This is a genomic window from Pseudomonas sp. Pseusp88 (assembly GCF_047303955.1).
Taxonomy (GTDB): Bacteria; Pseudomonadota; Gammaproteobacteria; order Pseudomonadales; family Pseudomonadaceae; genus Aquipseudomonas.
In genome coordinates this window covers 1-21,852 of record NZ_JBGLYM010000055.1, presented here as the reverse complement: position 1 = coordinate 21,852, position 21,852 = coordinate 1, and the positions used below count along the sequence as shown (strand labels likewise).

The following is a 21,852-nucleotide window of genomic DNA, read 5'->3' as shown; positions in this document are numbered from 1 at the left end:
GGCCGAAAATCAGTTTGGAAGTTTTCATGGTAGTTGCTCCAGATCGGTTAGAAGTCGTTGTTAACTCGGTATGGAGGCAATGCTACGCCGCTGGGATTTATTAAGAAGTCAATGCGATTGGTACCGATCATTGCTGAAATTGATAGTTAACCAAGACCATGATCTGGAATGAGATTCCCATGTAGGAGCCGGCTTGCTGGCGATAGCGGTGGACCCGTCAATCTCTTCATTGGCTGACATGACGCTATCCAGCAAGCCGGCTCCTACGGTTACGTGTGTTAATCCATCAAACCTTGAAATGGCTGACCAACTGCTGCAACTGGTTACCCAACCGTGCCAGTTCGATGCTGGAGGCGGCGGTTTCTTCGCTGGCCGAGGCGGTCTGTTCGGAGACGTCGCGCACGTTAAGGATGCTGCGGCTGATCTCTTCGGCTACCGAGCTTTGCTGTTCGGCGGCGGCGGCAATCTGCTGGTTCATGGCCTGAATGCTCGAGACCGTCTGAGTGATGCTGCCCAGGGACGTACCGGCCTTGCGCGCCAGTTCCACGCTGCTGTCGGTCAGCTCGCGGCTGCTGAGCATGATGCTCGACACCTGGCGGGTACCGTTCTGCAGGCCGGCGACCAGGCTCTCGATTTCCTCGGTGGATTGCTGGGTGCGCTGGGCCAGGCCGCGGACTTCGTCGGCGACCACGGCAAAACCGCGCCCGGCTTCCCCGGCGCGGGCCGCTTCAATGGCGGCGTTGAGGGCCAGCAGGTTGGTCTGCTCGGCGACAGTCTTGATCACGTCCATGACCTTGCCGATCTTGGCGCTCTCCTGTTCCAACTCGTTCATGGCCACGGCTGAGCGCCCGACCTCATTGGCCAGGCGTTCGATCTGGGCCACTGCCTGGGCGACCACCTGATCGCCGTCGCGGGCTTGCTTATCGGCTTCAGAGGCCGCCTGAGAGGCCTGCTCGGCGTTACGCGCTACTTCATGGACCGTGGCCGACATCTCGTGCATGGCAGTGGCCACCTGGTCGGTTTCGGTCTTCTGGCTGTTGACGCCAGCGCTGGTCTGCTCGGTGACAGCGGAGAGTTCTTCAGCGGCGCTGGCAATCTGGGTGACGCCGTCACGGATGCCGCCGATCAGATCGCGCAAGGTTGCGCCCATGCGCTGGATGCCCTGCTGCAGTACGCCGATTTCGTCCCGGCGGGTCACAATCAGGTGATGGCTCAGGTCGCCGGCAGCAATGCGCTCGACCACCACCAAGGTGTCCTGCAACGGTCGGGTAATCTGGCGGGTGATCAGGACAGCGGCGAGGATACCCAACAGCAACGCCAGGGCGGCGCAGCTCAATTGTAAGATGCGGGCCTGGCTGGCGTCTGTGTCGCGGGAGATCAACTGGTTGGCGTACATGTCGCTGGTCAGGCGCGTGATGGTTTCGCCCAGGTCAACGGTGACTTGTACCGCCTGGATAATGGCCTGGTTAGTGGCGGTGAAATCCAGCACTGAGCGCCTGTAGTTCAGCAACGCGGTTTCCAGCTGTTTGACGGTGTCGGCATGGGTGCCGCCAAACGTGCTGTTGAGGGTGTCGATGCCCTTGATGGCATTGTCCATCTGGCGAGCGGCGGCCTGTTCGGTGGTGCTGTTGGGGTTGCCGGTGTAACCGCGCACTTCGTAGCGCACCAGGGCCAGGTCTTCCTTGGCCTTGAGAATAACCTTGAGCATCCCGTAGCGGCCTTCATCGCTGGCGGGCAGGGCCTCGACGTCATCGATGATTTTGCCGATCAGCGCCGCCCCCTTGACCGCATTGACGCCCATTTCCTTACGCATGGCAGCGTCATTGCGATAGGCCTCGCGCATGGCATTCAGGGCGGTCTGGTAACGGGTACTGGCTTCGCCGATCTGTGCCAGTTTTTGCAGGTTTTCCGGGCTGCGCAGTTGCTGTGCGAGCGTTTTTTGCTGAGCGATAAACTGTTCCAGGGAGGTCTGGATCAGCGCGCCCTTTTGCTCGTCGCCTTTGTCGACCAGATATTGCAGGCGAGCGCGGCGCAAGTGGTCCAGGCGGGTGTTGAGCTCGGTGATGCTGGTCATGCGATCGGTGCGATCGATCATTTTGTTCAGGCTGCTCCAGCCGGTCGCAGCCAGCAGAATTGTCAGCACTAATACGACGGTAAAGCCCATGGCCAGTTTGAGCATGACGCTAATGTTCGCGAACCAAGAGTTCATTGCAGTCCTTTGGTAGTCAGCCGCAGAAGCTGGACGAGCGTCCTGTTAGTGGCGTTAAAAACGCGTATTTCCACTAAGGGGCAACGATGCGGTCATTAAGAAGGGGCACTAGTCTAACTAAAATTCGTATAGATGATTAGATGAATAACGCATAAAGATGGCTAGTTGCCATCAGTTTTCAGAGAAAACACTTATCTGTCTTGAACATTTGTGTCGCAACAAAGAAAAACCCGACACAAGGCCGGGTTTCTGGAGCGCTGAAAAGGTCGCGATCAGATGCGGAAATGGCTGACCATTTGCTGTAATTGGCTGCCCAGTCGCGCCAGTTCGACGCTCGATGCTGCGGTTTCCTCACTGGCCGACGCACTCTGCTCGGCGACATCACGCACGTGCAGGATGCTGCGGCTGATCTCCTCAGCCACCGAGCTTTGTTGCTCGGCTGCTGTAGCGATCTGTTGATTCATGGCCTGGATGTTCGACACGGTTTTCGTGATATTTTCCAGGGAGGTCCCGGCTTTTCGTGCCAGTTCCACGCTGCTGTCGGTCAGCTCGCGGCTGCTGAGCATGATGCTCGACACCTGGCGGGTGCCGTTCTGCAGGCCGGCGACCAGGCTTTCGATTTCCTCGGTGGATTGCTGGGTGCGCTGGGCGAGACCACGGACTTCGTCGGCGACCACGGCAAAACCGCGCCCGGCTTCCCCGGCGCGTGCCGCTTCAATAGCAGCGTTGAGGGCCAGCAGGTTGGTTTGCTCGGCCACGGCCTTAATCACGTCCATGACCTTGCCGATCTTGGCGCTTTCCTGTTCCAGTTCGCCCATGGCGTCACTGGAACGGCCGACTTCACTGGCCAGACGCTCGATCTGGGTAATGGCCTGGATCACTACCTGGTCGCCGGCGCGAGCCTGCTCATCGGCCTGGGAAGCGGCCATCGAGGCCTGTTCGGCATTGCGGGCGACTTCGTGGACGGTGGCCGACATCTCGTGCATGGCGGTGGCCACCTGGTCGGTTTCGTTCTTCTGGCTGTTGACGCCGGCACTGGTCTGCTCGGTGACGGCGGAGAGTTGTTCGGCGGCGCTGGCAATCTGGGTGACGCCATCGCGGATGCCCCCAATGAGGTTGCGCAGGGTGCTGCCCATGCGCTGAATGCCTTGTTGCAGCACGCCGATTTCATCTTGCCGGGTCACGACCATGTCGTGGCTCAGGTCGCCCGAAGCAATGCGTTCAACCACGGTCAAGGTGTCGCGCAACGGCCGGGTGATCTGGCGGGTAATCAGGACGGCAGCAAGGATGCCCAGCAACAGGGCCAGTACCGTGCAGCTCAGTTGCAGCGTCCGGGCCTGAGCGCTTTCCTGGTCGCGACGGGTGATTTGCAGGTTCGACAGCTCATCGCAGATCTTTACGATCAGTTGGCCTTGATCGGTCATTTCCTTGCGGGCCTGGACGATGTTGGCGTAGGCCGCCTTGAAGTTCTGTACCGCCGTGCGGTAGTTGGTCAGTGCGCCTTCCAGTTGTTTGAGGCGCTCGCCCTGGGTGTCGCCAAAGGCGCTATTGAGCGCCTGCAAACCATTGATGGCGCTTTCCAGTTGCTTGGCCACCAGTTGCTCGGTATCGGCATTGACGTTCGCGGTATAGCCGCGCACTTCATAACGCACCAGCATCAAGTCTTCCCGGGCCTTGGTAATGGCCTGATTCAGTTCGAAGCGACGGGCGTCATCGGGCGGCATCCTGGCGACATCGTCGTTGATCTGGGCTATCAGCGCCGCACCTTTGACGGCTTGCACACCCATTTCGGTGCGCGTGGCGTTGCCTTCTATATAGCCTTTGCGCATTGCGCTCAGGGACTTGTCGTAGTCGCTGATCACGCCGCCGAGCTGTTGCAGCAGCTTGATGTTTTCCGGGCTCTTGAACATTGCGAGCAGTTTTTCCTGCTGCTTGCGCAGGTCAGCACTGGCGTTTTGTACGGACTGCGCAAGGGCCTCGTCGCCGTTGGCCAGCATGTATTGCAGGCGTACGACGCGCAGTTTGGTCAGCTGACTGTTGAGATCGGCGATATCGCCCATCCAGTTGCTGCGGTTGATCATGCTGTCCAGGCTGGTCCAGCCGGCCAGTGCAAGCAGGGCAGTGAAAACCAGGACCAGACCAAAGCCCAGGGCAAGTTTCAAGTTGACGCTGATATTGGCGAACCAGCTATTCATATAATTCTCCAGTGTCTATTTCTTGGGCATCAGGCAGCTGGAAAATTGTTGTTGTTCGGCCAGCGTAAAGGTCGGTCAAACACTATCGGCCGAGTTCTGCAGAGCTGAAACGAATTTCCGACTGAGATTTAGAGACTATCGGATGATGGCATTATGGCCAGTTTTCCAGCCTATAAAGTCAATGTGGCAATCAGTCGCTGGCTATCTACATCCATTCGAGGGGGCACCATTTTGGTAGATTGATGGGTGTAAGCATCTGATTGGATGGAGTACTTTGTAAAATGTAGCTTTGGGGTGATTTTATAACCTTCGAATTCCCCTACACTTGGCTAAAGTCAAAAGGCCATGAACATGCCAGTGTTGCGTACGTTATCCCAAGCAAAAGCCTGGCTGGACGAGCAAGGTAAATCGGTACAGGAATTTGCCCGTGAGCACGATCTGTGCCCATCCACGACCTATCAGGTGTTGTCCGGCCACAAAAAAGGCAAGCGCGGAAAATCCCATGCGGCAGCGGTATGCCTTGGCATCAAGGCGAGCAGCCGCGACGATGGCGAAATCGGCGGCCACTGATTCACGATGACCTGATCTCTTTTCCTCTACGGATACACGGCGGTGCAGGCTGTGGGGTAAAGTGTGGGCTATATCTGAGACCTTACAAATTGATCCAATAAATACGGCGTAAAATGGTCTATGTACGCGGAGGGATCCACCTCGTACATTACGCTGTAAAATATGCGCCTTGTGGGTCTTGGCCCTATCGAGCCTTTTATGAGCAAATTGACCCAGACCTTTGTCAGAACCGTGCAAACCCCGGGCAGCTACCACGATGAACGTGGTTTGTTGCTGCGTGTCGGGGCCAGCGGTAGCAAGCGCTGGGTTTTTCGTTATCAGCGTGCCGGCCGGCGCCATGACCTGGGGTTGGGCAGCTTTCCGGCGGTCTCGCTGAAGGCCGCACGCTTTGCGCTTGATACCCTGCGCCTGAAGCTGGCCCAGGGGCATGACCCCATGGCCCGGCCGGAACCCAACGCAGCGCAGGTGCGAGTGACCTTTCGCGAGGAAGCCGAGCGCTACATCAGCACTCACCGGCCAAGCTGGAAGAATGCCCGCCACGCCCAGCAATGGCAGCATTCGCTGCGCGATCATGTCTATCCGTTGCTGGGTGAGCGATCGGTAGCGTTGATCGACACTGATCAGGTCTTGCAGGTGTTGGTGCCGATCTGGCAGCAGATCCCGGAAACCGCGTCTCGTCTACGTAATCGCATCGAGCTGGTACTCGATGCCGCCAAGGCCCGCAAGCTGCGCGACGGGGAAAACCCGGCACGCTGGCGTGGCCATCTGGACAAACTGCTGCCCCGGCAAAAGCGTGTTCAGATGCACTTTGCGGCGATGCCGGCAGCCGAGGTTGGCACCTTTATGCGCCAGCTCGATAGCCTGGACAGTACGGCGGCGCGAGCCTGCGAATTACTGATTCTCACCGCCTGCCGCAGTGCGGAGATCTGCGGCGCGCTTTGGGATGAGTTCGACCTGGCCAGCGGCATCTGGACCATCGGCGCACAGCGCATGAAGGCCGCCAGACTGCATCGTGTGCCCTTGTCCACCAGTGCGCTGCAGGTTTTGGCCCAGCAGGCAGGCAAGCATTCACGCTATGTCTTCCCTAATGCCCGGCAGTCGGCCGCTCTGCCTGGCAATGCGCTACGCCGGACCATGGACGAGCTCGGCGTCAGCGAATACGTCCCCCACGGTTTTCGCTCGACCTTCCGTACCTGGGCCGCAGAACATACGCAATTCCCCCGTGAAGTCTGTGAAATGGCCCTGGCGCACAGCCTCGATGACAAGGTCCAGGCTGCCTATAACCGCAGTGATCTGCTGGATAAGCGCCGACTGCTGATGCAGGAGTGGGCGGCCTTTATCCAGGAAGGGGCCGAGGTCCCCCTCAGTCTTCAGGTCCGTGCAGGTTAAGCCCGAGTTGGGCGCTGTTGGCCTTCTTCTTTATTAGCGGTATGCGTGGCGATGATTGTGAGTAGGTTGATTCGACGCTGCTGGGTCGGCTCACGGGTTCGAGCGGGGGGAGCTGGCCAACCAGGTCTTCAGGGTTGAGGTACAGGTTCATCCGGGGGATGACCTCGATCCGCGACTTTTTGTCAGGGCGCTCGGCCTGGCGTGCATGGCGGTCAAAATCGCGCAGATCATGCACGACTGTGGGTTCCTCTCCGGCCAGTACGAACATCGGCAGGTTGGCGTGAATCATGGCGTCGTAACGCGAGCTTCCGGAAAAATACACCATGGCTCGCGGGTGCGGCGCGACCTTCTTGTACTTGATCAGCGTGGCCTGGTCCGACAGATTGACGATGCGCCGCAGCTCCGCCCCGGCCTGGGTCTGCTCCAGGGCGACGCCCTCCTTTGCCGCTTGTTGCTCGGCAGCCTTGTCCAGATACTCGCGAACCTTGCCCACGGCAATCCGCTCACCACCGGTGGTGTGCCCGGCCCAGGTGAAGACCAGCAGACGCGGACATACGTCGAACGCCTGGCTGTGACGGGCGAGCTGCTTCATGCTGAACTGATAGCCCAGGGCCTGACGGAGGATTTTCGAGCGGGCAGTCGGTGCCAGGTTCAGCTCGACGCGCGTCTGCTCGATGGCCATCAACAGTTGATCCTTGAGCAGATTGATCTCGCGGATCGGCTCAAGCACGCTTTCGCGCATCACGAAATAGCCCGGCAAACGCATCACAGTACCGGGCGCCTGGCCAGGTTCGCGTTCGAACGTGCTCATGGCGCGCAACGTTGCAGCGATGGCGGCCTCGCCTTCCAGGGCCTGCACCTCGATCAGATCGGGGGCCTTTTGCTCCGCCAATACGGGCAGCTGCCAGGCCTTACCGCTGACCACCAGCCGTGGCCAGCGGAGCTGGAAAGCTTCAAGGTGCGCCACTAATAAAGCATGGGCAGCTGTAATATCCGTCAGCATGGTCCTATCTCATATTTAATACCACCCCTACTATAGCTCAACCCATATGCCCTCGCCCTTTCTCCTTCGGCGCTTCTCAGACTCGTCAGGGGAAGGGAAAAGAGCGTAGTTAGAAAAGGGCTTCGTTAGGGGTGGTATTGGCATGCTTATTCTCCATAATGAATAGATAGCTATATATCTAGCTATCGTTATCACCTACTGGCTACGAATCCGTTGGTGTTTTGGCTGACCCGCCCTGGCCATTGCAGCGGGTCATTCTGAGGAGCAAGGATACCTGCACGGCGGATAGCTAATGACATAGATATCTACCGCATAGCTATCTATATAGCTACTTGAGCTGGTAGTGCTTCATCAGCAGCTGCTGAACAATGTCGGTCTCGGTAACCCGCTTACCGGTACGGGCTGATTCCTGGGCTGCGCCAATTTTCAAAGCGTTGGCGATGTCCCAGCGCAGGCGAAACAACTTCTGCACTGTCGGCTCTGGCTTGAAAACTTCGATGGTCTGGATGGTTTGGACCTTGGGTTCTTCAGCCGGAGCGCTTTGAGCCTCAATCGGCTTTTTTGCCATGGCTTTGTCGGCCTCCCCTCCTTCGAGAAATTCCGTTGGGTCCTTTTTGAAGCTTTTGATATCCGGCTTGGCCTTGATCATCCCAACACCTCGGCAACGAATGCGTTCATTTCCTGAATAGCCGCGTGGTCGCGCTTGAGCTCGTGAACGATGGCGCCTTCACTGATGCAGCGACGGAAAGCCACACGCTCACAGATCTTGGTCTTGAACACACTGAAAGATTGCTCTTCCAGGAAGGTCAGCATTTCGCCGGTGTCCTTGGTGCGGGTATCGACCCGGGACAGCAGCATGCGTACATCCAGGTCCGGGTTGTAGTCACGGGCCAGGTCGACCACGGTCAACAGATCGGTCATGGCCGCGGCATCAAAAGAACTGGCACCGACAGGCACGATGACCACTTCAGCCAGCAACAAAGCCGAACGCAGGCCGACCGAATCACGACCACCGGCGTCCACGACGACGTGCTCATAAGAGCTGGCCAACTGGCGACCCTCTGAGTTGATCGCCTTGCCCTGCAGACAAACCGTGGTCGGGCTTGGGCTGTATTCTGGATTATCACGACGCCAGGCCGCCCAGCTCGCAGCGCTGGCCTGGGGGTCACCGTCGATCAGCAATGTTTTACCGCGTATGGCCAACAAGGTGGCCAGGTGCACGGCGGTCGTGGTTTTTCCGACACCGCCTTTGGTGTTCACACAAGCAAAAATGGTCACGTGGACGTCCTGTTCAGATAGATAGCCAGATAGATAGCTGTAACTCAGCTGCTATTATAGCTATCTATCTATATAGCTATCTATAGTCCACAACCCTTTTAGCCTGCGGGTTTCGTCCGATTTTTTTGCTGGGCGATGGGTTCTGTCATGTAGGCTGTGTCTGATTTTTGTGCGGGATTTTTCCAAGTGGCGATGCTGATCCAATTGACCAGGTCGGCGATCCATTCGCTATGGCGGCTTAGGCCTTTGCCTGCGGGTTCAGAGTGCGGGACTTCAGTGCTTAAGCCTGTTTCCAGCAGCAAAAATTGTGATTTGGCGGTTTTTACAGGCTGGAAGACCGCTGAAAACACGCCTTCAAGGCGTCCGTGGCGCTCTGAGAGGCGTAAATAGCGATTACTGCTGGTACCTGCTGGCTGAAAGCGCTCTTTTACGCCTGTGCGAGCTCTCAGGGCGTTTGGGCGCGGCGTGCTTTTTCGCTTTTCGCTTTTGATCTTCAACCAGAAAAAAATCAGCTTTCGCGCTCGCGTTTTTAAAATCTTTTTTTCTTGTTTTTAAAGCTTGTTTTTAAAGCTTGTTTTTAGGATCGCTACAGCCCTTGATTTACGTGGCCTCCAGCGGTGCAACGACTACAGATTCCGGCTATACGACTACAAATTCCGGCTATGTCGACTACAAATTCCAGCTCTCACGACTACAGATTTCAGCTATGACGACTACAGATTCCGGCTGTTATCCACAGGCATTTGAACGAGTTACGGTTTCCTACGACGTTCAGAACAGCATCTGACGACTACAAATTCCGGCTAAAGACCGTTTTCCCCGTAACGACTACAGATTCCGGCTATCCAGCCCGGGTTCTATCGACTACAAATTCCGGCTATGGCCGTTTGCCAGCTCTTTCTCAGGGTTTGCCAGGGCTTACATCCTGAAACCATTTCCCCCTCAAGGCATTTTCTCGCCTATCGACTACAAATTCCGGCTATCGACCGATTTTGTAACGACTACAGATTGCGGCTATGGCTAATAGCCATTGTTCTGCCTGTCTCTCCCGTGAGACACATTTGGTCTAACGACTACAAATTCCGGCTAGATGCATTGTGGGTCAGGCTTGGTACTATCGACTCATTCCAGAGTCGGTATGAGTCGATGACCTCCAAAGAACCCTCGCTGTTGTTGGTAACCAAAGCCAATGACCTGATCAGCGCATCCTATCGCCTGACCTTGCAGGAGCAGCGCCTGCTGTTGGCCGCCATTGCCCAGGTTGATCCGCGCAAGCCCATGCCGTCCAAGATCACCGTGACGGCGGCCAGCTTCGCCGAGATCTACGGCGTGCCGATCCGCTTTGCCTACACCAATCTCAAGGAAGCCGCCGACTCGCTCTACGAGCGTGATATCCAGACCTTCGACGGCAAGAACCGCACGCGCATCCGCTGGGTTTACAAGGCGGCCTATGCCGAGGGCGAGGGCCGCGTCACGCTGAACTTCACCGTGGACGTTATCCCCTACTTGTCGATGCTCAACAGCAAACTGACCTCCTACGATCTGCGCCGTGTGGCCAACCTCAACTCCATGCACAGCTTCCGCCTGTTCGAGTTGATGATGCAGTTCAAGAGCACCGGCGTGCTGATCATCGAAGTGGAAAAACTGCGCATCCTTCTCGACCTGGGCGACAGCTACAAGCGCTTCAACAACCTGCGCCAGCGTGTCATCGCGCCGTCCATTGCCGAGATCACCGCCAAGTCCGGGATCACCATCACCTACCAGACCATCACTGAAGGCAAGACTGTCAAAAGCCTGATGTTTCGCTTCCAGGAGGCGGCGCAAATGCGTCTTTCCCTGGAGGATGGTATGGAGGCCATTCCCCATGAGCAGCTTGTAATTCTGGAAAATGATATATAAATCAGTAGATTATCTTTATAGCTATCTTTATAGCTAGATAGCTTTAAAGATATCAGGATAGATATCCATAGCCGGAATTTGTAGTCGATAGCTGTAGGAAAGGGCGCAGCAAGAAGCTTCCTTCTATATAGAAGAAAGCACCGGATGGGCTTTCGAGAAACCAAAATAGAGGGATATCCGGTGTTCAGTGAGCGGGATGACACCTTTTATCCGTAAAGATAGCTATCAATATATCTAGCTAGATAACTGAATTTCCATAGCCGGAATTTGTAGTCGATAGCGGGTATTTCCATGCCTGCCGCTACCAGCCAGACAAAGCCATGATTTGGAATGCCGATCCGTAGGAGCTGCCGAAGGCTGCGAAAGCGGTGTATCAGGTAGGCCCATTCGCAGCCTTTGGCAGCTCTTACAGGTTGGTGTTTGCAGCGATTACCAGGCATTGCCGTGGATTGCCCATCAGCATCTAACGCCAAAAAATAGCATTAACAGCTCCGGTTCAGCTGTAATGTCTTATAAAGAAAAGTTTTAATAAATAACGACTCATTACTTTGAAGAGTAAGAGTTCAAAAGTGTTTCATGAGTGATACATAACCCTGCAGCGTTAAGTCACTCCATAGGGTTTAACTCATCAATCAACGGCTTTCTCGGCCAGCACTTGTTGATAGATCTGTGCAGTGGTCGCGCACATGTGCTCGGCAGTGAAAAGCTGCTTGAAGCGCAGTTGTGCGTTGGCACCAAAACCTTCGGCTTCGACGGGGTTATCCCAGAGTCGGGTCATGGCTGCGCGCAGGGCTGGCGGCTCGTTGGGCGGCACGGCCAGGCCGGTTTGCTCATGCAGGTTGACGAAGGTAGTACCGGTACCCATTTCGCAGGAAATCATCGGCTTGCCGTACATCGACGCCTCCACCAGGGAGATGCCGAAGGCCTCCGAGCGCATGTGCGACGGGAACACCAGGGCGTAGCACATCTGCAGCAGGCACACCTTGTCCTCATCATCCAGGCGCCCGAGGAACTGCACATTGCGCAGCTTCAGGGTCTGCGCCATGGCCTTGAGCTCTTGTTCCTGGGGGCCGCCACCGAGAATCAACACCGGATAATCCACGCCTTCCAGGGCCAGCAGCAGGCTGTCCAGGCCTTTGTAATAACGCAGCACGCCGACGAACAGGAAAAACTTTGGCGGTACGCGCTGTCGCCATTTCTCCTCGGTTGCCGGAGCGACGGCCGGATAGGCCGCCTGATCCAGGCCATAAGGCACGACCACGGTCTTATCGACGAACGGCTTGAGCGTGGTGCTGGTGCGCTGGTAGTTAGGCGAAGCCACCAGAATGCGGTCCATGCGTGACAGGAACGCGTGCATCAAGGGCCGGTAAAGCTTGAGCAAATGGCGCTGCTTGATGACATCCGAGTGATAACTGAGCACCGTCGGCTTGCCGTGGCGCGTGGCGAAATGCACCAGGTCCATCAGCGGCCAGGGGAAGTGGAAGTGCACCAGATCAGCCTCGGCGGCCATGTCCTTGAAGGTGCCAAACACCTGGGCGGAGAACCCGGTGGAAGCCAGGTTGAAGTTCTCCTTGACCCGCGTGACCGGGTGATCGGCCACCTGAATCCGCGCAGGGGAGGGGTTGGGGCTGAGCGTCAGGACCTGATTGTCGATGCCCAGGGCACGACCGCCCTGGCACAGCTGGAAAATGACTTGCTCGATGCCGCCGGTGGTGTCCGGGTAATAGGTTTTGAAGAAATGCAGAATGCGCATGAAAAGCTCGTATGGACAGCGGGCGAAAGATCGACTTCGTGTGTGTCCACGACGGAACAACATGATGCGAATTGTGAAACACGGATTATGCCGCAAGGCGAAAGGTCCGACCAAGATGCGCGGACTTTTATCTGTGTGTTTGAAGACGTTGCAACATTAAATCTAGGAAAGATCCTACGTAGGAAAATACTGTCGTCTGATTCCACTGACAGCTTTTTCATTTATCACTCGTTAGTCGAGTGTTACACTCCCGCGCTTTTCCATACCCCGTGGCAGTTAGGAAATTATGCGTAACGTCGATGAAAACAGCTTGCAGGCTGCGTTAAAAGCTTGTAAAGGCAGTTTCATATCAGTCGGTATTTTCAGTTTGTTCGTGAATGCCCTGATGCTGGTTCCTACCTTTTATATGCTCCAGGTCTACGGGCGTGTGGTCACCAGTGGCAGCATGACCACCCTGGCTGTGCTGACCTTCATCATGGTCATTCTCACCATCACCACCGGTCTGCTTGAGTGGGTGCGTTCGCGCATCATGATTCGCGTCAGTACCAAGCTTGATGTCATCCTCGCTCGCGATGTGTACCGCGCCAGTTTCAAAATGGCCCTCGCGACCGGCGGTATGAACTCCTCGGCCCAGCCCCTGAGCGATCTGACCGCCTTGCGTCAGTTCCTGACCGGCAACGGCCTGTTCGCCTTCTTCGATGCCCCATGGCTGCCGATCTACCTGGCCGTGATGTTCATGTTTCACCCATGGTACGGCTGGACTGCTGTGGCCAGCGCCATCGTCCTGCTGATCCTGGCCTACGCCAACGAGAAGGCCACCAGCAAGCCAATCGCCAACGCCAACCGCGAAAACATGGCTGCCAGCCTGCACACCACCAAGAACCTGCGCAATGCTGAAGTCATTGAGTCCATGGGGATGCTCAATAACTTGATCAACCGCTGGTCCTTGCGTCAGAAAAAGGTCCTGCTGCTGCAATCCGAAGCCAGCGACAAGGGCGGCAACATCACCTACGCCTCGAAAAGCTTCCGGGTCATGGTGCAGTCGTTGATTCTCGGCCTGGGTGCTTACCTGGCGGTCAACCATGAAATCTCTTCGGGCCTGATCATCGCCGGTTCCGTGCTGCTGGGTCGCGCCCTGGCGCCAATCGATCTGATCATCGGCAGCTGGAAAGGCTTCATCGCCGCCCGCGGTCAGTACAACCGCCTCAATGAAATGCTTTCCAAGCTGCAGTCCGAGCCTGAGCGCATGCCGCTGCCGGCGCCGCTGGGCAACGTCAGCGTGGAAAACATGATCGTCGGCGCGCCGGGTTCGCGTGTGGCCATCATCAAGGGCATCAGCTTCGCGGTACCGGCCGGCACCATCGTCGGTGTGATCGGGCCGAGTGCTTCGGGTAAATCGACCCTGGCCCGTGCGCTGCTGGGCATCTGGCCACCACAGCACGGTACCGTGCGTCTGGACGGTGCCGATATCAGCAACTGGGACAAGATCGAACTGGGCCCGCACATCGGCTACCTGCCCCAGGACATCGAACTGTTCGAAGGCACCGTTGGCGACAACATTGCCCGTTTCGGTGAAGTCGATCCGGAACTGGTCGTGCAGGCCGCCAAAGTGGCCGGCGTCCACGAAATGATCCTGTTGTTGCCCGAAGGCTACGACACCGTGATCGGCAGCGACGGCGTCAGCCTCTCCGGCGGCCAGCGTCAGCGCGTCGGCCTGGCCCGTGCCCTGTACGGCACACCGAAACTGATCATCCTCGACGAGCCGAACTCCAACCTCGACGAAATCGGCGAGCGCGCCCTGTCCTATGCCCTGACCTACCTCAAGGCCGAAGGCTCGACAGTGTTTGTGATTACCCACCGCACCAATATCCTCTCCCAGCTCGATCGTCTGCTGGTGATGAAGGATGGTCTGCTCAGCATGTTCGGGCCGACCGAGCAGGTGGTGGCCGAACTCAGTGCCAAAGCCAACAGCCAGAAAAACCAGGTTGCCACCGCAGGCGCAGCGCCTACCAGCGCCTGACAGGAATACGTCGATGAACCGAAATATGATTGCCACCGCCGCCGACAACTTCCATGACCTGCCCACGTCCGACGCCAAGTCGCGGCGCATTGGCTACAGCATCATCTTTGTCGTCTTCGGTATCTTTGGCACCTGGGCGGCCGTTGCGCCGCTCGACAGTGCGGTCAACGCCCCGGGCGTGGTCACCGTGCAGACCTACCGCAAGACCGTGCAGCATCTGGAAGGCGGTATCGTCAAGGAACTGCTGGTGCACGACGGTGACACCGTCAAGGCCGGCGACCCGCTGATTGTCCTGGATGACTCTCAGGTCCGTGCCGAATACGAAATCAACCGCGGCCAACTGGTTGCGGCCAAGGCCACCGAAGCGCGCCTGCGTGCTGAGCGCGATGGCAAGACCAGCATCGATTTCAGCGACATGATCGAGCACGACACCCCGCGTGGCAAAGAAGCCCAGGCCACCGAGACCCAGGTTTTCAACGCCCGCCGCAACGCCCGTCTGGGCGAGATATCGGTGCTGCAAGAGCGCGTCGGCCAGCTGAACGAGCAGATCAAGGGCCTGGGCGCCATGATCGCTACCAAGAACAGCCTGGGCAAATCCTACAACGGCGAAATCAAGGAGCTGAGCGACCTGCTGGCCCAGGGCTTCGTCGACAAGCAGCGCCTGCTGGAACAGCAGCGCAAGCTGGACATGCTCAAGTCCGAGATTGCCGACCACGACTCAACCATCACCAAGACCCGCCTGCAGATCAACGAAACCCAGTTGCAGATCCTGCAACGCAACAAGGATTTCAACTCGGACGTGGTCAAGCAACTGGCCGATACCCAGGCCAAGGTCTACGACCTGCAGGAACGTGTCGCGGCCTATCAGGATCGCCTGAGCCGCGTGGTCATCCGTGCTCCGGATGACGGCATGGTCATCGGCATGACCGTCCACACTGTCGGTGGTATCGTCCGTGCAGCCACGCCGTTGCTGGATATCGTTCCTTCGGTGTCCGACCTGATCGTTGAAGTACACGTACAACCGGTGGACATCGACCGTATTTCCATCGGCAAGCCGGCGAAAATCCGTTTCAGCGCCTTCAACAGCGTGACCACCCCGGAAATCGAAGGCGAAGTGATCCAGATCTCCGCTGACCGCCTGACCGACGAACGCACCGGCGCGCCTTACTACCTGGCCCGTCTGCGGGTTACGGCTGACGGTGAGAAGAAGCTGGGTGATCGCAAACTGGTGCCAGGCATGCCGGCCGATGCCATGATCGTCACCGGTTCACGCACTATGCTGCAGTACATTCTGCAACCGGCCCGTAATGCCATCACTGAATCGTTGATCGAGGAATGATTGTGCGCCGTCTGTTCCCCTGTCTGATGTTGAGCTTGCTGTCTGCGCAGATCCAGGCAGCCGAGGTCAAGATTGCTGAACCAGCGACCGCCAAGCCACCGGCCACCAGCGTCAGTGCCAAGACATACACAGCCGACCTGCTGTCGCTGTACCGCGAGTCGCGTCTTGAAGACCCGCGGGTTCTGGCGTCCTACGCCCGTAATCTGGCCAGCCAGGCCCATGCGGACGAGGCTTTCGGTTCGTTGCTGCCGCAAATCACCGCGCAGGCAGGCGGTAACCGCATCAAGCAGACCAACGAACTGCAAGACCAGGTCTACAACAGCGAGAACTACAGCATCAGCCTGAGCCAGGCCTTGTATAACAAGGCGGCCTGGGAGAACTACCAGAAGTACAAGAAAACCATCAGCCAGACCGAGTCCGAAAGCGCCGAGGCCCAGGCAGAAGCCGCTCTGGACCTGGCCCAGCGCTACTTTGCTGCCCTGGCCGCAGACGATGAACTGGAGCTGACCGAGGCTGAACTGCGCACCAACCAGGGCAGCCTGGACCGGGTCAACGCGCTGTACGCCAAGCAACTGGCCATGATCACCGACGTGCTCGACCTGCGTGCCCGGGTCGATACTCTGGCCGCTCAGGCCGTCGACGACCGCAACCAGGTGCGCGTCAGCCGTGCCGCCCTGTCGGAAATTGTCGGCCGTCCGGTCACGGAAAAACTCAGCCGTATCCGCACCGATGCCCAGTTCAAGGTCTCCGACCAGAGCCTGGACACCTGGGTGCAGAACGCGCTGCAGGAAAACCCGACCCTGAAGGCCAACATCGCTGCTGTTGATGTCGCCGAAGCCGGTGTTCGTGGCGGCAAGGCCGGGCATTACCCGACTCTGGCCCTGCAACTCAGCGCGCAGAACACCAACGAAGGCTATAACAACGCCCTGGCGCCCAAGACCGACAGCTATGTAGCCGGCCTGGTCCTGCAAGTGCCTATCTATAGCGGCGGCTCGACCTCTGCCCGCGTGCGAGGCCTGGTCCAGGACCAGATCAGCGCCGAGCAGCAACTGGAAGCGACCCGCCGCCAGGTGGTCAAAGAGACCACCAACGCGTACCTGACGGCTGATTCCAACGTCGAAAAAATGCGTGCTAACGTCAACGCACTGAATTCGGCGACCCAGGCCAGCATCGCTTCGCAGAAATCTTTCGCTTACGGTGTGGTCAACGCCGTGGACGTTTTGAACGCCACCCAGGCCGAATTCAAGGCCCGACGTGATCTGCTCAAGACCCAATACGATTTCATTACCAATCTGTTCGTTCTCAATCGCTGGGCCGGCAAGGTGTCCACCGAGAGTGTCGAGAGCGTCAACGCTTGGTTGAGCAATAACAGCACAACGGACCCAGTCCCTGTCCCCGACCGGAAGTCAAAACAATGAGCACACCCAGCAAATCCGTCATCATCACAGGCATCACCGGTCAGGATGGCGCCTACCTGACTCAGCTGTTGCTGGAAAAAGGCTACAAGGTCTACGGCACCTACCGCCGCACCAGTTCGGTCAACTTCTGGCGCCTTGACGAAGTCGGCGTCCTGAACCACCCGAACCTGGAACTGGTCGAGCACGACCTGACTGACCTGAGCGCCAGTATCCGCCTGATGCAGAAAGCCGAGCCGAGCGAAGTGTATAACCTCGCCGCCCAGAGCTTCGTCGGCGTGTCCTTCGACCAACCGCTGACCACCGCCGAAATCACCGGCCTGGGCGCGGTCAACCTGCTCGAAGCCATCCGCATCGTTAACCCGAAGATCCGCTTCTATCAGGCGTCGACCTCGGAAATGTTCGGCAAGGTTCAGCAAGTTCCGCAGACCGAAGCCACCGACTTCTACCCGCGCAGCCCGTACGGCGTGGCCAAGCTCTACGCGCACTGGATGACCATCAACTACCGCGAGTCCTACGGGATCTTCGGTTCCAGCGGCATCCTGTTCAACCACGAGTCGCCACTGCGCGGCAAAGAGTTCGTGACCCGCAAGATCACCGACGCCGTGGCGCGCATCTCCCTGGGCCAGCAGGACGTGCTGGAACTGGGCAACATGGACGCCAAGCGCGACTGGGGTTTTGCCAAGGAATACGTCGAAGGCATGTGGCGCATGCTGCAGGCCGACGAGCCGGATACCTTCGTGCTGGCCACCAACCGTACCGAAACCGTGCGTGACTTCGTGTCGATGGCCTTCAAGGCCGTGGACATCTCGCTGGAATGGAAAGGCAGTGCCGACAACGAACACGGCATCGACACCAAGACCGGCAAGACCGTTATCCAGGTCAACCCCAAGTTCTACCGCCCGGCCGAAGTCGAGCTGCTGATCGGTGACCCGGAAAAAGCCAAGCGCGTACTGGGCTGGGAAGCCAAGACCAGCCTGGAGCAACTGTGCCAGCTGATGGTCGATGCTGACCTTGAGCGCGTCAAAAGCGGTAAATCCTTCTAAATAGTGCCCGCGCCGCCCGCCGTTCGAGCCCCTGGTTCGGACGGCGGGCGTGCTTGCTTCTGGTGAGTCATATTTTTATTCAAGCAACTCCAATATTCCCTCTGGATTCAGACAAACCCTGTGGGAGCGGATTTATCCGCGAAAGCGGTATTTCAGGCGATGAAGATGTGTCGACTGTACGGGCCCTTTCGCGGATGAATCCGCTCCCACAGTACGCTGTGTTCTGTCAGGCAGTGATCTGTTCATGAACCGTCTGCTATTCGACGTCACTCGCCTGCTCGAATCCGGCCTGCACACCGGTATTCAACGGGTCGTGCGCTGCCTGCTGGCCGCTTGCGAGCGGCAGTTTGCCGGTGCCGATTATCAAGTCCTGGCCGTGACTTTCGCCGGTGAACACTGGCAGGCCTATGCCGAACTGGCGCCGCACCCGTGCCAGGGTCTGGGCGAGCACGCGCAGATGCCCGGCCAGCCGATCGAGCCGGGCGATGGTGATGTGCTGCTGATGTTCGATGCTTCCTGGTATGGCGAACCCTGGCAGGCGGTGGACGCCGCACTTGCCCGTGGCGCCCGCCTGATGGGCATGGTCCACGACCTGTTGCCGCTGGAGCACGCCGACTGGTTCCGCGAAGGACTGGAACAGCGCTTTGGCGATCACCTGCAACAGATGGCCCGGCGTGCCGAGCGTTTGTTCGTGCCGACCAGTGCCGTGCAAGGTCGTTTGCAGGAGCTGCTTGGGCGTGATGGCCACACCGTGCCCGTCGCGGTCCTGGCCCATGGTGGCGACTTCTGCAACCTGCACTCCAGCGCCGAACAGATTGCCCAATACCAAGGCTATTTGCCGGCCCCGGCCAGCCCTGACGATCCGCTGTACCTGGTACTGGGCACCCTGGAGCCGCGCAAAAACCATGCGCTGATCCTCGATGCCTTCGATACCCTGTGGGCCCAGGGCCGGACCCCGCGCCTGCTGTTCGTGGGCAAAGTCGGCTGGCAGGTTGATTCCCTGGTTGAGCGCTTGCAGAATCACCCGCTGCTTGGTCAACGCCTGTTCCACGCTGCCAACCTCAGCGACCCGGCGTTGCTCTGGCTGATCCGCAACAGCACCGCGCTGATTTACGTCCCCCGTGACGAAGGCTTCGGCCTGCCGGTACTGGAAGCGGCGATGCAGGGCTGCCCGGTAATCGCCAGCGACATCCTGGTGCTACGCGAAGCGGGCCGCCACTGGCCGCGTTTTGTCGCTCCGGACAATCTCCCCGAACTCATTCAGGCCCTCTACACCCATGCGCAGCATCAGCCGGCCCCGGCTTTTCACCGCACCTGGGACGATGTGGCCCAAAAACTAGGAACCTTCCTGAACATGGCGAGCCGAGCACAATGACGTTTATCAAGGACATCCTGCGTTTTCGTGGGCTGATCTACGCCATCACCCTGCGCGAGATCAAAAGCCGTTATGCAGGCTCCACCTTCGGCCCGTTATGGCTGATCGTGCCGCCGGTGTTCATGGTCACCATCTACACCGTGATCTTTGCCCGCCTGATGCAGGCACGCATGCCCGGCATCGAACACCAGTACGCCTACAGTATCTACCTGTGCGCCGGCCTGATTACCTGGAACCTGCTGCTGGAGCTGGTTCAGCGCGGCAAAGGGGTGTTCCTGGAACACGCCAACCTGATCAAGAAGTCCAACTTCCCCAAGTTCATCCTGTTTATCCCGGTCATCGCCGTGGCGCTGCTCAACACCGTGATGCTGCTGGTCCTGGTACTGGGCTTCATGCTGGTGTCGGGCTATCCGGTGTCGATGGGTACGCTGCTGATCTTCCCGCTGCTGGCCATCACTGTGGTACTGGGCATTGCTGTCGGCGCGCTGCTGGCCACCCTGAACGTGTTCTTCCGTGACATCGGCCAGTTGACCGACGTGTTCTTCCAGGCACTGTTCTGGGCCACGCCCATCGTCTACCCGCTGAGCATTCTCTCTGAGTCGGTGGCGCGCCTGCTGTCGTGGAACCCGGTGTTCTCCCTGGTGCTCAACGCGCAGAAAATCCTCTTGGGCGAGCCGATCTCGCGCATGCAGCTGGTTTACCCGCTGGTGTTCGGCGTTATCGTCTTCTTCCTGGCCGTGCTGTTGTACAAGCGCAGCTACAACGACCTACTCGATCAGATCTGACATGACTATTCTCGTTGACCAGGTAGGGAAGGCCTATCCGAAACTCAAAGGCCGCTGGCACGCACTGGGCACCTGGCTCGGGCTGTGCAAACGCGATCAGAACTGGATCATCCGTGACGTCAGCTTCAAGGTCGGGCAGGGCGAGTCCGTGGGCATCATCGGCGTCAACGGCGCCGGTAAAAGTACCCTGCTCAAGCTGATTACCGGCACCGCCATGCCGACTGAAGGCACCATCACCACCACCGGGCGCATCGCCGCGCTGCTGGAACTGGGCATGGGCTTTCACCCGGAATTCACCGGACGCCAGAACGTCGCCCTGGCCGGGCGCATGCAGGGCCTTGAGCGCGAAGAAATCGTTGCGCTGATGCCCGAGATCGAAGCCTTTGCCGAGATCGGCCATTACTTCGACATGCCGGTACGCACCTATTCCTCAGGCATGTTCGTGCGCCTGGCTTTCAGCGTGGCCACCGCCGTGCGCCCGGAAGTGCTGATTGTCGACGAAGCCCTGGCCGTGGGCGATGCCTACTTCCAGCACAAGTCGTTCGCGCGTATCCGTGATTTCCGCGAGCAGGGCACCACCTTGCTGTTCGTCTCCCACGACCCGGGCGCGATCAAGAGCCTGTGCGATCGCGCCATCCTGCTGGGCGATCACAAGATGCTCATGGACGGCAAACCCGATGACGTACTGGACTTCTACAACTCGCTGATCGCGCGCAAAGAAGAAGGCAACCTGCAGGCCCAGGCGGTCAACGCGCCGTATGCCGGGCGCTCCGGCAACGGCAAGGCACGCATCGAAGAACTGACCATCAGCAGCAACGGCAAGGCCGCGCACATGCTCGAAGTCGGCGCGCCGCTGACCCTGACCCTGAAAATCAAGGCTAACCAGCCGATCTACGATCTGTCCCTGGGCTTCATGTTCAAGGACCGCACCGGCTACGACATCTTCGGCACCAACACCTGGCTGCGCGGCGAAATGCGCGACCTGGGCGTCAATGCCGGCGTCGAACAGACTGTGACCGTAGAAATCCCGGCCTTCAACGTCGGCCCTGGCAGCTACAGCCTGACCCTGGCCCTGCACGGCGGTGCCGACCATATCGAAGACAATTTCGACTGGTGGGACAAGGCCGCCGTGTTCAATGTCATGGGCCACAGCGGCTACAAACACTTCGCCGGTGTCTGCGCGCTGGAAGCGAAGTTCAGCCAGGCTTGATTGATCGAGGGGGAGGAGGCTGACTCCCACCCTATGGAAGCGAGTTGAGTGGGAGCGGATTCATCCGCGAAGGCGGTAGTTCAAACGACAAAGATGCGTCGATTGTGCCGGCCCCTTCGCGGATGAATCCGCTCCCACAGGTTTTGGGTTACCCCTGTTCCAGGGTGACTGGGCTCCCACAGTTTTGTGGTTGTGCCTTTTTTCCGTGTTGTCTGGGATCCTGTGGGAGCGAATTCATTCGCGAAAGCGGTGTTTCAGGCGCTGAACATGCATTGTCTGTCCCGGCCCTTTCGCGGATGAATCCGCTCCCACAGGTTTTGGGTTACCCCTGTTCCAGGGTGACTGGGCTCCCACAGTTTTGTGGTT

General features: G+C 58.3%; 17 protein-coding genes and 1 pseudogene. 10 read left to right on the top strand and 8 right to left on the bottom strand.

Going from position 1 to position 21,852, the window contains the following annotated elements; translation table 11 throughout:
* Nucleotides 1-286: 286 nt before the first annotated feature.
* The 3 genes and pseudogenes from ACCD02_RS31350 to ACCD02_RS31340 form a co-directional block, all read right to left on the bottom strand.
* Nucleotides 287-2,179 carry a methyl-accepting chemotaxis protein gene (locus tag ACCD02_RS31350; protein ID WP_413310393.1) on the bottom strand — a complete coding sequence of 631 codons (1,893 nt, stop codon included), beginning with the start codon at nucleotides 2,177-2,179 and terminating at the stop codon, nucleotides 287-289.
* 302 nt (nucleotides 2,180-2,481) lie between these two features.
* Nucleotides 2,482-3,345: a methyl-accepting chemotaxis protein gene (locus ACCD02_RS31345; protein ID WP_413310391.1), complete on the bottom strand. Its 864-nt coding sequence runs from the start codon at nucleotides 3,343-3,345 to the stop codon at nucleotides 2,482-2,484.
* Nucleotides 3,340-4,404 (bottom strand): annotated as a pseudogene (locus ACCD02_RS31340) (methyl-accepting chemotaxis protein); the annotation flags it as partial. The gene ACCD02_RS31345 and the pseudogene ACCD02_RS31340, both read right to left, overlap by 6 nt.
* A gap of 351 nt (nucleotides 4,405-4,755) precedes the next feature.
* On the opposite strand from ACCD02_RS31340, the gene ACCD02_RS31335 reads away from it, so the two are divergent.
* Nucleotides 4,756-4,974, top strand: a complete 219-nt coding sequence (locus tag ACCD02_RS31335; RefSeq protein ID WP_413310389.1) for a DNA-binding protein — start codon at nucleotides 4,756-4,758, stop codon at nucleotides 4,972-4,974.
* A 198-nt stretch (nucleotides 4,975-5,172) separates the two neighbouring features.
* On the top strand, nucleotides 5,173-6,363 hold the full coding sequence (locus ACCD02_RS31330; RefSeq protein ID WP_413310387.1) for a tyrosine-type recombinase/integrase: 1,191 nt from the start codon (nucleotides 5,173-5,175) through the stop codon (nucleotides 6,361-6,363).
* On the opposite strand, the gene ACCD02_RS31325 is transcribed toward ACCD02_RS31330, so the two are convergent.
* The 4 genes from ACCD02_RS31325 to ACCD02_RS31310 all read right to left on the bottom strand — a co-directional run bounded on the left by ACCD02_RS31325 (nucleotide 6,338) and on the right by ACCD02_RS31310 (nucleotide 9,141).
* The gene (locus ACCD02_RS31325) at nucleotides 6,338-7,366 is read right to left on the bottom strand and encodes a DNA replication terminus site-binding protein (RefSeq protein ID WP_413310385.1); all 1,029 of its coding nucleotides are present in this window, start codon (nucleotides 7,364-7,366) and stop codon (nucleotides 6,338-6,340) included. The genes ACCD02_RS31330 and ACCD02_RS31325 overlap by 26 nt on opposite strands.
* 328 nt (nucleotides 7,367-7,694) lie before the next feature.
* Complete coding sequence (locus tag ACCD02_RS31320) at nucleotides 7,695-8,015, bottom strand: hypothetical protein (RefSeq protein ID WP_413310384.1); 321 nt, start codon at nucleotides 8,013-8,015, stop codon at nucleotides 7,695-7,697.
* On the bottom strand, nucleotides 8,012-8,644 hold the full coding sequence (locus tag ACCD02_RS31315) for a ParA family protein (RefSeq protein WP_259110064.1): 633 nt from the start codon (nucleotides 8,642-8,644) through the stop codon (nucleotides 8,012-8,014). The genes ACCD02_RS31320 and ACCD02_RS31315 overlap by 4 nt, the downstream gene beginning before the upstream one ends.
* A 98-nt stretch (nucleotides 8,645-8,742) precedes the next feature.
* Nucleotides 8,743-9,141 carry a hypothetical protein gene (locus ACCD02_RS31310; RefSeq protein ID WP_413310383.1) on the bottom strand — a complete coding sequence of 133 codons (399 nt, stop codon included), beginning with the start codon at nucleotides 9,139-9,141 and terminating at the stop codon, nucleotides 8,743-8,745.
* A 649-nt stretch (nucleotides 9,142-9,790) separates the two neighbouring features.
* On the opposite strand from ACCD02_RS31310, the gene ACCD02_RS31305 reads away from it, so the two are divergent.
* Nucleotides 9,791-10,543 (top strand): replication initiation protein, encoded by a 753-nt coding sequence (locus ACCD02_RS31305; protein ID WP_413310381.1) that lies wholly within the window; start codon nucleotides 9,791-9,793, stop codon nucleotides 10,541-10,543.
* A 628-nt stretch (nucleotides 10,544-11,171) separates the two neighbouring features.
* Here the strand turns inward: ACCD02_RS31305 and ACCD02_RS31300 are convergent.
* On the bottom strand, nucleotides 11,172-12,296 hold the full coding sequence (locus tag ACCD02_RS31300; RefSeq protein ID WP_413310379.1) for a glycosyltransferase family 4 protein: 1,125 nt from the start codon (nucleotides 12,294-12,296) through the stop codon (nucleotides 11,172-11,174).
* 286 nt (nucleotides 12,297-12,582) lie between these two features.
* On the opposite strand from ACCD02_RS31300, the gene ACCD02_RS31295 reads away from it, so the two are divergent.
* The 7 genes from ACCD02_RS31295 (at nucleotide 12,583) to ACCD02_RS31265 (ending at nucleotide 21,486) form a co-directional block, all read left to right on the top strand.
* Complete coding sequence (locus ACCD02_RS31295) at nucleotides 12,583-14,316, top strand: type I secretion system permease/ATPase (protein ID WP_413310377.1); 1,734 nt, start codon at nucleotides 12,583-12,585, stop codon at nucleotides 14,314-14,316.
* Between the two features lie 13 nt (nucleotides 14,317-14,329).
* On the top strand, nucleotides 14,330-15,655 hold the full coding sequence (locus ACCD02_RS31290) for an HlyD family type I secretion periplasmic adaptor subunit (RefSeq protein WP_413310376.1): 1,326 nt from the start codon (nucleotides 14,330-14,332) through the stop codon (nucleotides 15,653-15,655).
* Complete coding sequence (locus tag ACCD02_RS31285; RefSeq protein WP_413310374.1) at nucleotides 15,652-17,073, top strand: TolC family outer membrane protein; 1,422 nt, start codon at nucleotides 15,652-15,654, stop codon at nucleotides 17,071-17,073. The genes ACCD02_RS31290 and ACCD02_RS31285 overlap by 4 nt, the downstream gene beginning before the upstream one ends.
* Nucleotides 17,070-18,116 carry a GDP-mannose 4,6-dehydratase gene (gene gmd / locus ACCD02_RS31280; RefSeq protein WP_413310372.1) on the top strand — a complete coding sequence of 349 codons (1,047 nt, stop codon included), beginning with the start codon at nucleotides 17,070-17,072 and terminating at the stop codon, nucleotides 18,114-18,116. Before ACCD02_RS31285 ends, gmd begins: the two co-directional genes overlap by 4 nt.
* A 244-nt stretch (nucleotides 18,117-18,360) precedes the next feature.
* Nucleotides 18,361-19,491, top strand: a complete 1,131-nt coding sequence (locus ACCD02_RS31275) for a glycosyltransferase family 4 protein (RefSeq protein ID WP_413310370.1) — start codon at nucleotides 18,361-18,363, stop codon at nucleotides 19,489-19,491.
* A complete protein-coding gene (locus ACCD02_RS31270) occupies nucleotides 19,488-20,276 on the top strand; it encodes an ABC transporter permease (RefSeq protein ID WP_413310369.1) in 789 nt (262 codons plus the stop codon). Before ACCD02_RS31275 ends, ACCD02_RS31270 begins: the two co-directional genes overlap by 4 nt.
* Before the next feature lies 1 nt (nucleotide 20,277).
* Nucleotides 20,278-21,486 carry an ABC transporter ATP-binding protein gene (locus tag ACCD02_RS31265; protein ID WP_413310368.1) on the top strand — a complete coding sequence of 403 codons (1,209 nt, stop codon included), beginning with the start codon at nucleotides 20,278-20,280 and terminating at the stop codon, nucleotides 21,484-21,486.
* Nucleotides 21,487-21,852 lie beyond the last annotated feature (366 nt).

What these genes read in the sequence shown, in the direction of transcription:
- ACCD02_RS31350 (WP_413310393.1), bottom strand. Translation starts at nt 2,179, where the DNA reads ATGCTCAAACTGGCCATGGGCTTTACCGTCGTATTAGTGCTGACAATT.
- ACCD02_RS31345 (WP_413310391.1), bottom strand. Translation starts at nt 3,345, where the DNA reads ATGGGCAGCACCCTGCGCAACCTCATTGGGGGCATCCGCGATGGCGTC.
- ACCD02_RS31335 (WP_413310389.1), top strand. Translation starts at nt 4,756, where the DNA reads ATGCCAGTGTTGCGTACGTTATCCCAAGCAAAAGCCTGGCTGGACGAG.
- ACCD02_RS31330 (WP_413310387.1), top strand. Translation starts at nt 5,173, where the DNA reads ATGAGCAAATTGACCCAGACCTTTGTCAGAACCGTGCAAACCCCGGGC.
- ACCD02_RS31325 (WP_413310385.1), bottom strand. Translation starts at nt 7,366, where the DNA reads ATGCTGACGGATATTACAGCTGCCCATGCTTTATTAGTGGCGCACCTT.
- ACCD02_RS31320 (WP_413310384.1), bottom strand. Translation starts at nt 8,015, where the DNA reads ATGATCAAGGCCAAGCCGGATATCAAAAGCTTCAAAAAGGACCCAACG.
- ACCD02_RS31305 (WP_413310381.1), top strand. Translation starts at nt 9,791, where the DNA reads ATGACCTCCAAAGAACCCTCGCTGTTGTTGGTAACCAAAGCCAATGAC.
- ACCD02_RS31300 (WP_413310379.1), bottom strand. Translation starts at nt 12,296, where the DNA reads ATGCGCATTCTGCATTTCTTCAAAACCTATTACCCGGACACCACCGGC.
- ACCD02_RS31295 (WP_413310377.1), top strand. Translation starts at nt 12,583, where the DNA reads ATGCGTAACGTCGATGAAAACAGCTTGCAGGCTGCGTTAAAAGCTTGT.
- ACCD02_RS31290 (WP_413310376.1), top strand. Translation starts at nt 14,330, where the DNA reads ATGAACCGAAATATGATTGCCACCGCCGCCGACAACTTCCATGACCTG.
- ACCD02_RS31285 (WP_413310374.1), top strand. Translation starts at nt 15,652, where the DNA reads ATGATTGTGCGCCGTCTGTTCCCCTGTCTGATGTTGAGCTTGCTGTCT.
- gmd (WP_413310372.1), top strand. Translation starts at nt 17,070, where the DNA reads ATGAGCACACCCAGCAAATCCGTCATCATCACAGGCATCACCGGTCAG.
- ACCD02_RS31275 (WP_413310370.1), top strand. Translation starts at nt 18,361, where the DNA reads ATGAACCGTCTGCTATTCGACGTCACTCGCCTGCTCGAATCCGGCCTG.
- ACCD02_RS31270 (WP_413310369.1), top strand. Translation starts at nt 19,488, where the DNA reads ATGACGTTTATCAAGGACATCCTGCGTTTTCGTGGGCTGATCTACGCC.
- ACCD02_RS31265 (WP_413310368.1), top strand. Translation starts at nt 20,278, where the DNA reads ATGACTATTCTCGTTGACCAGGTAGGGAAGGCCTATCCGAAACTCAAA.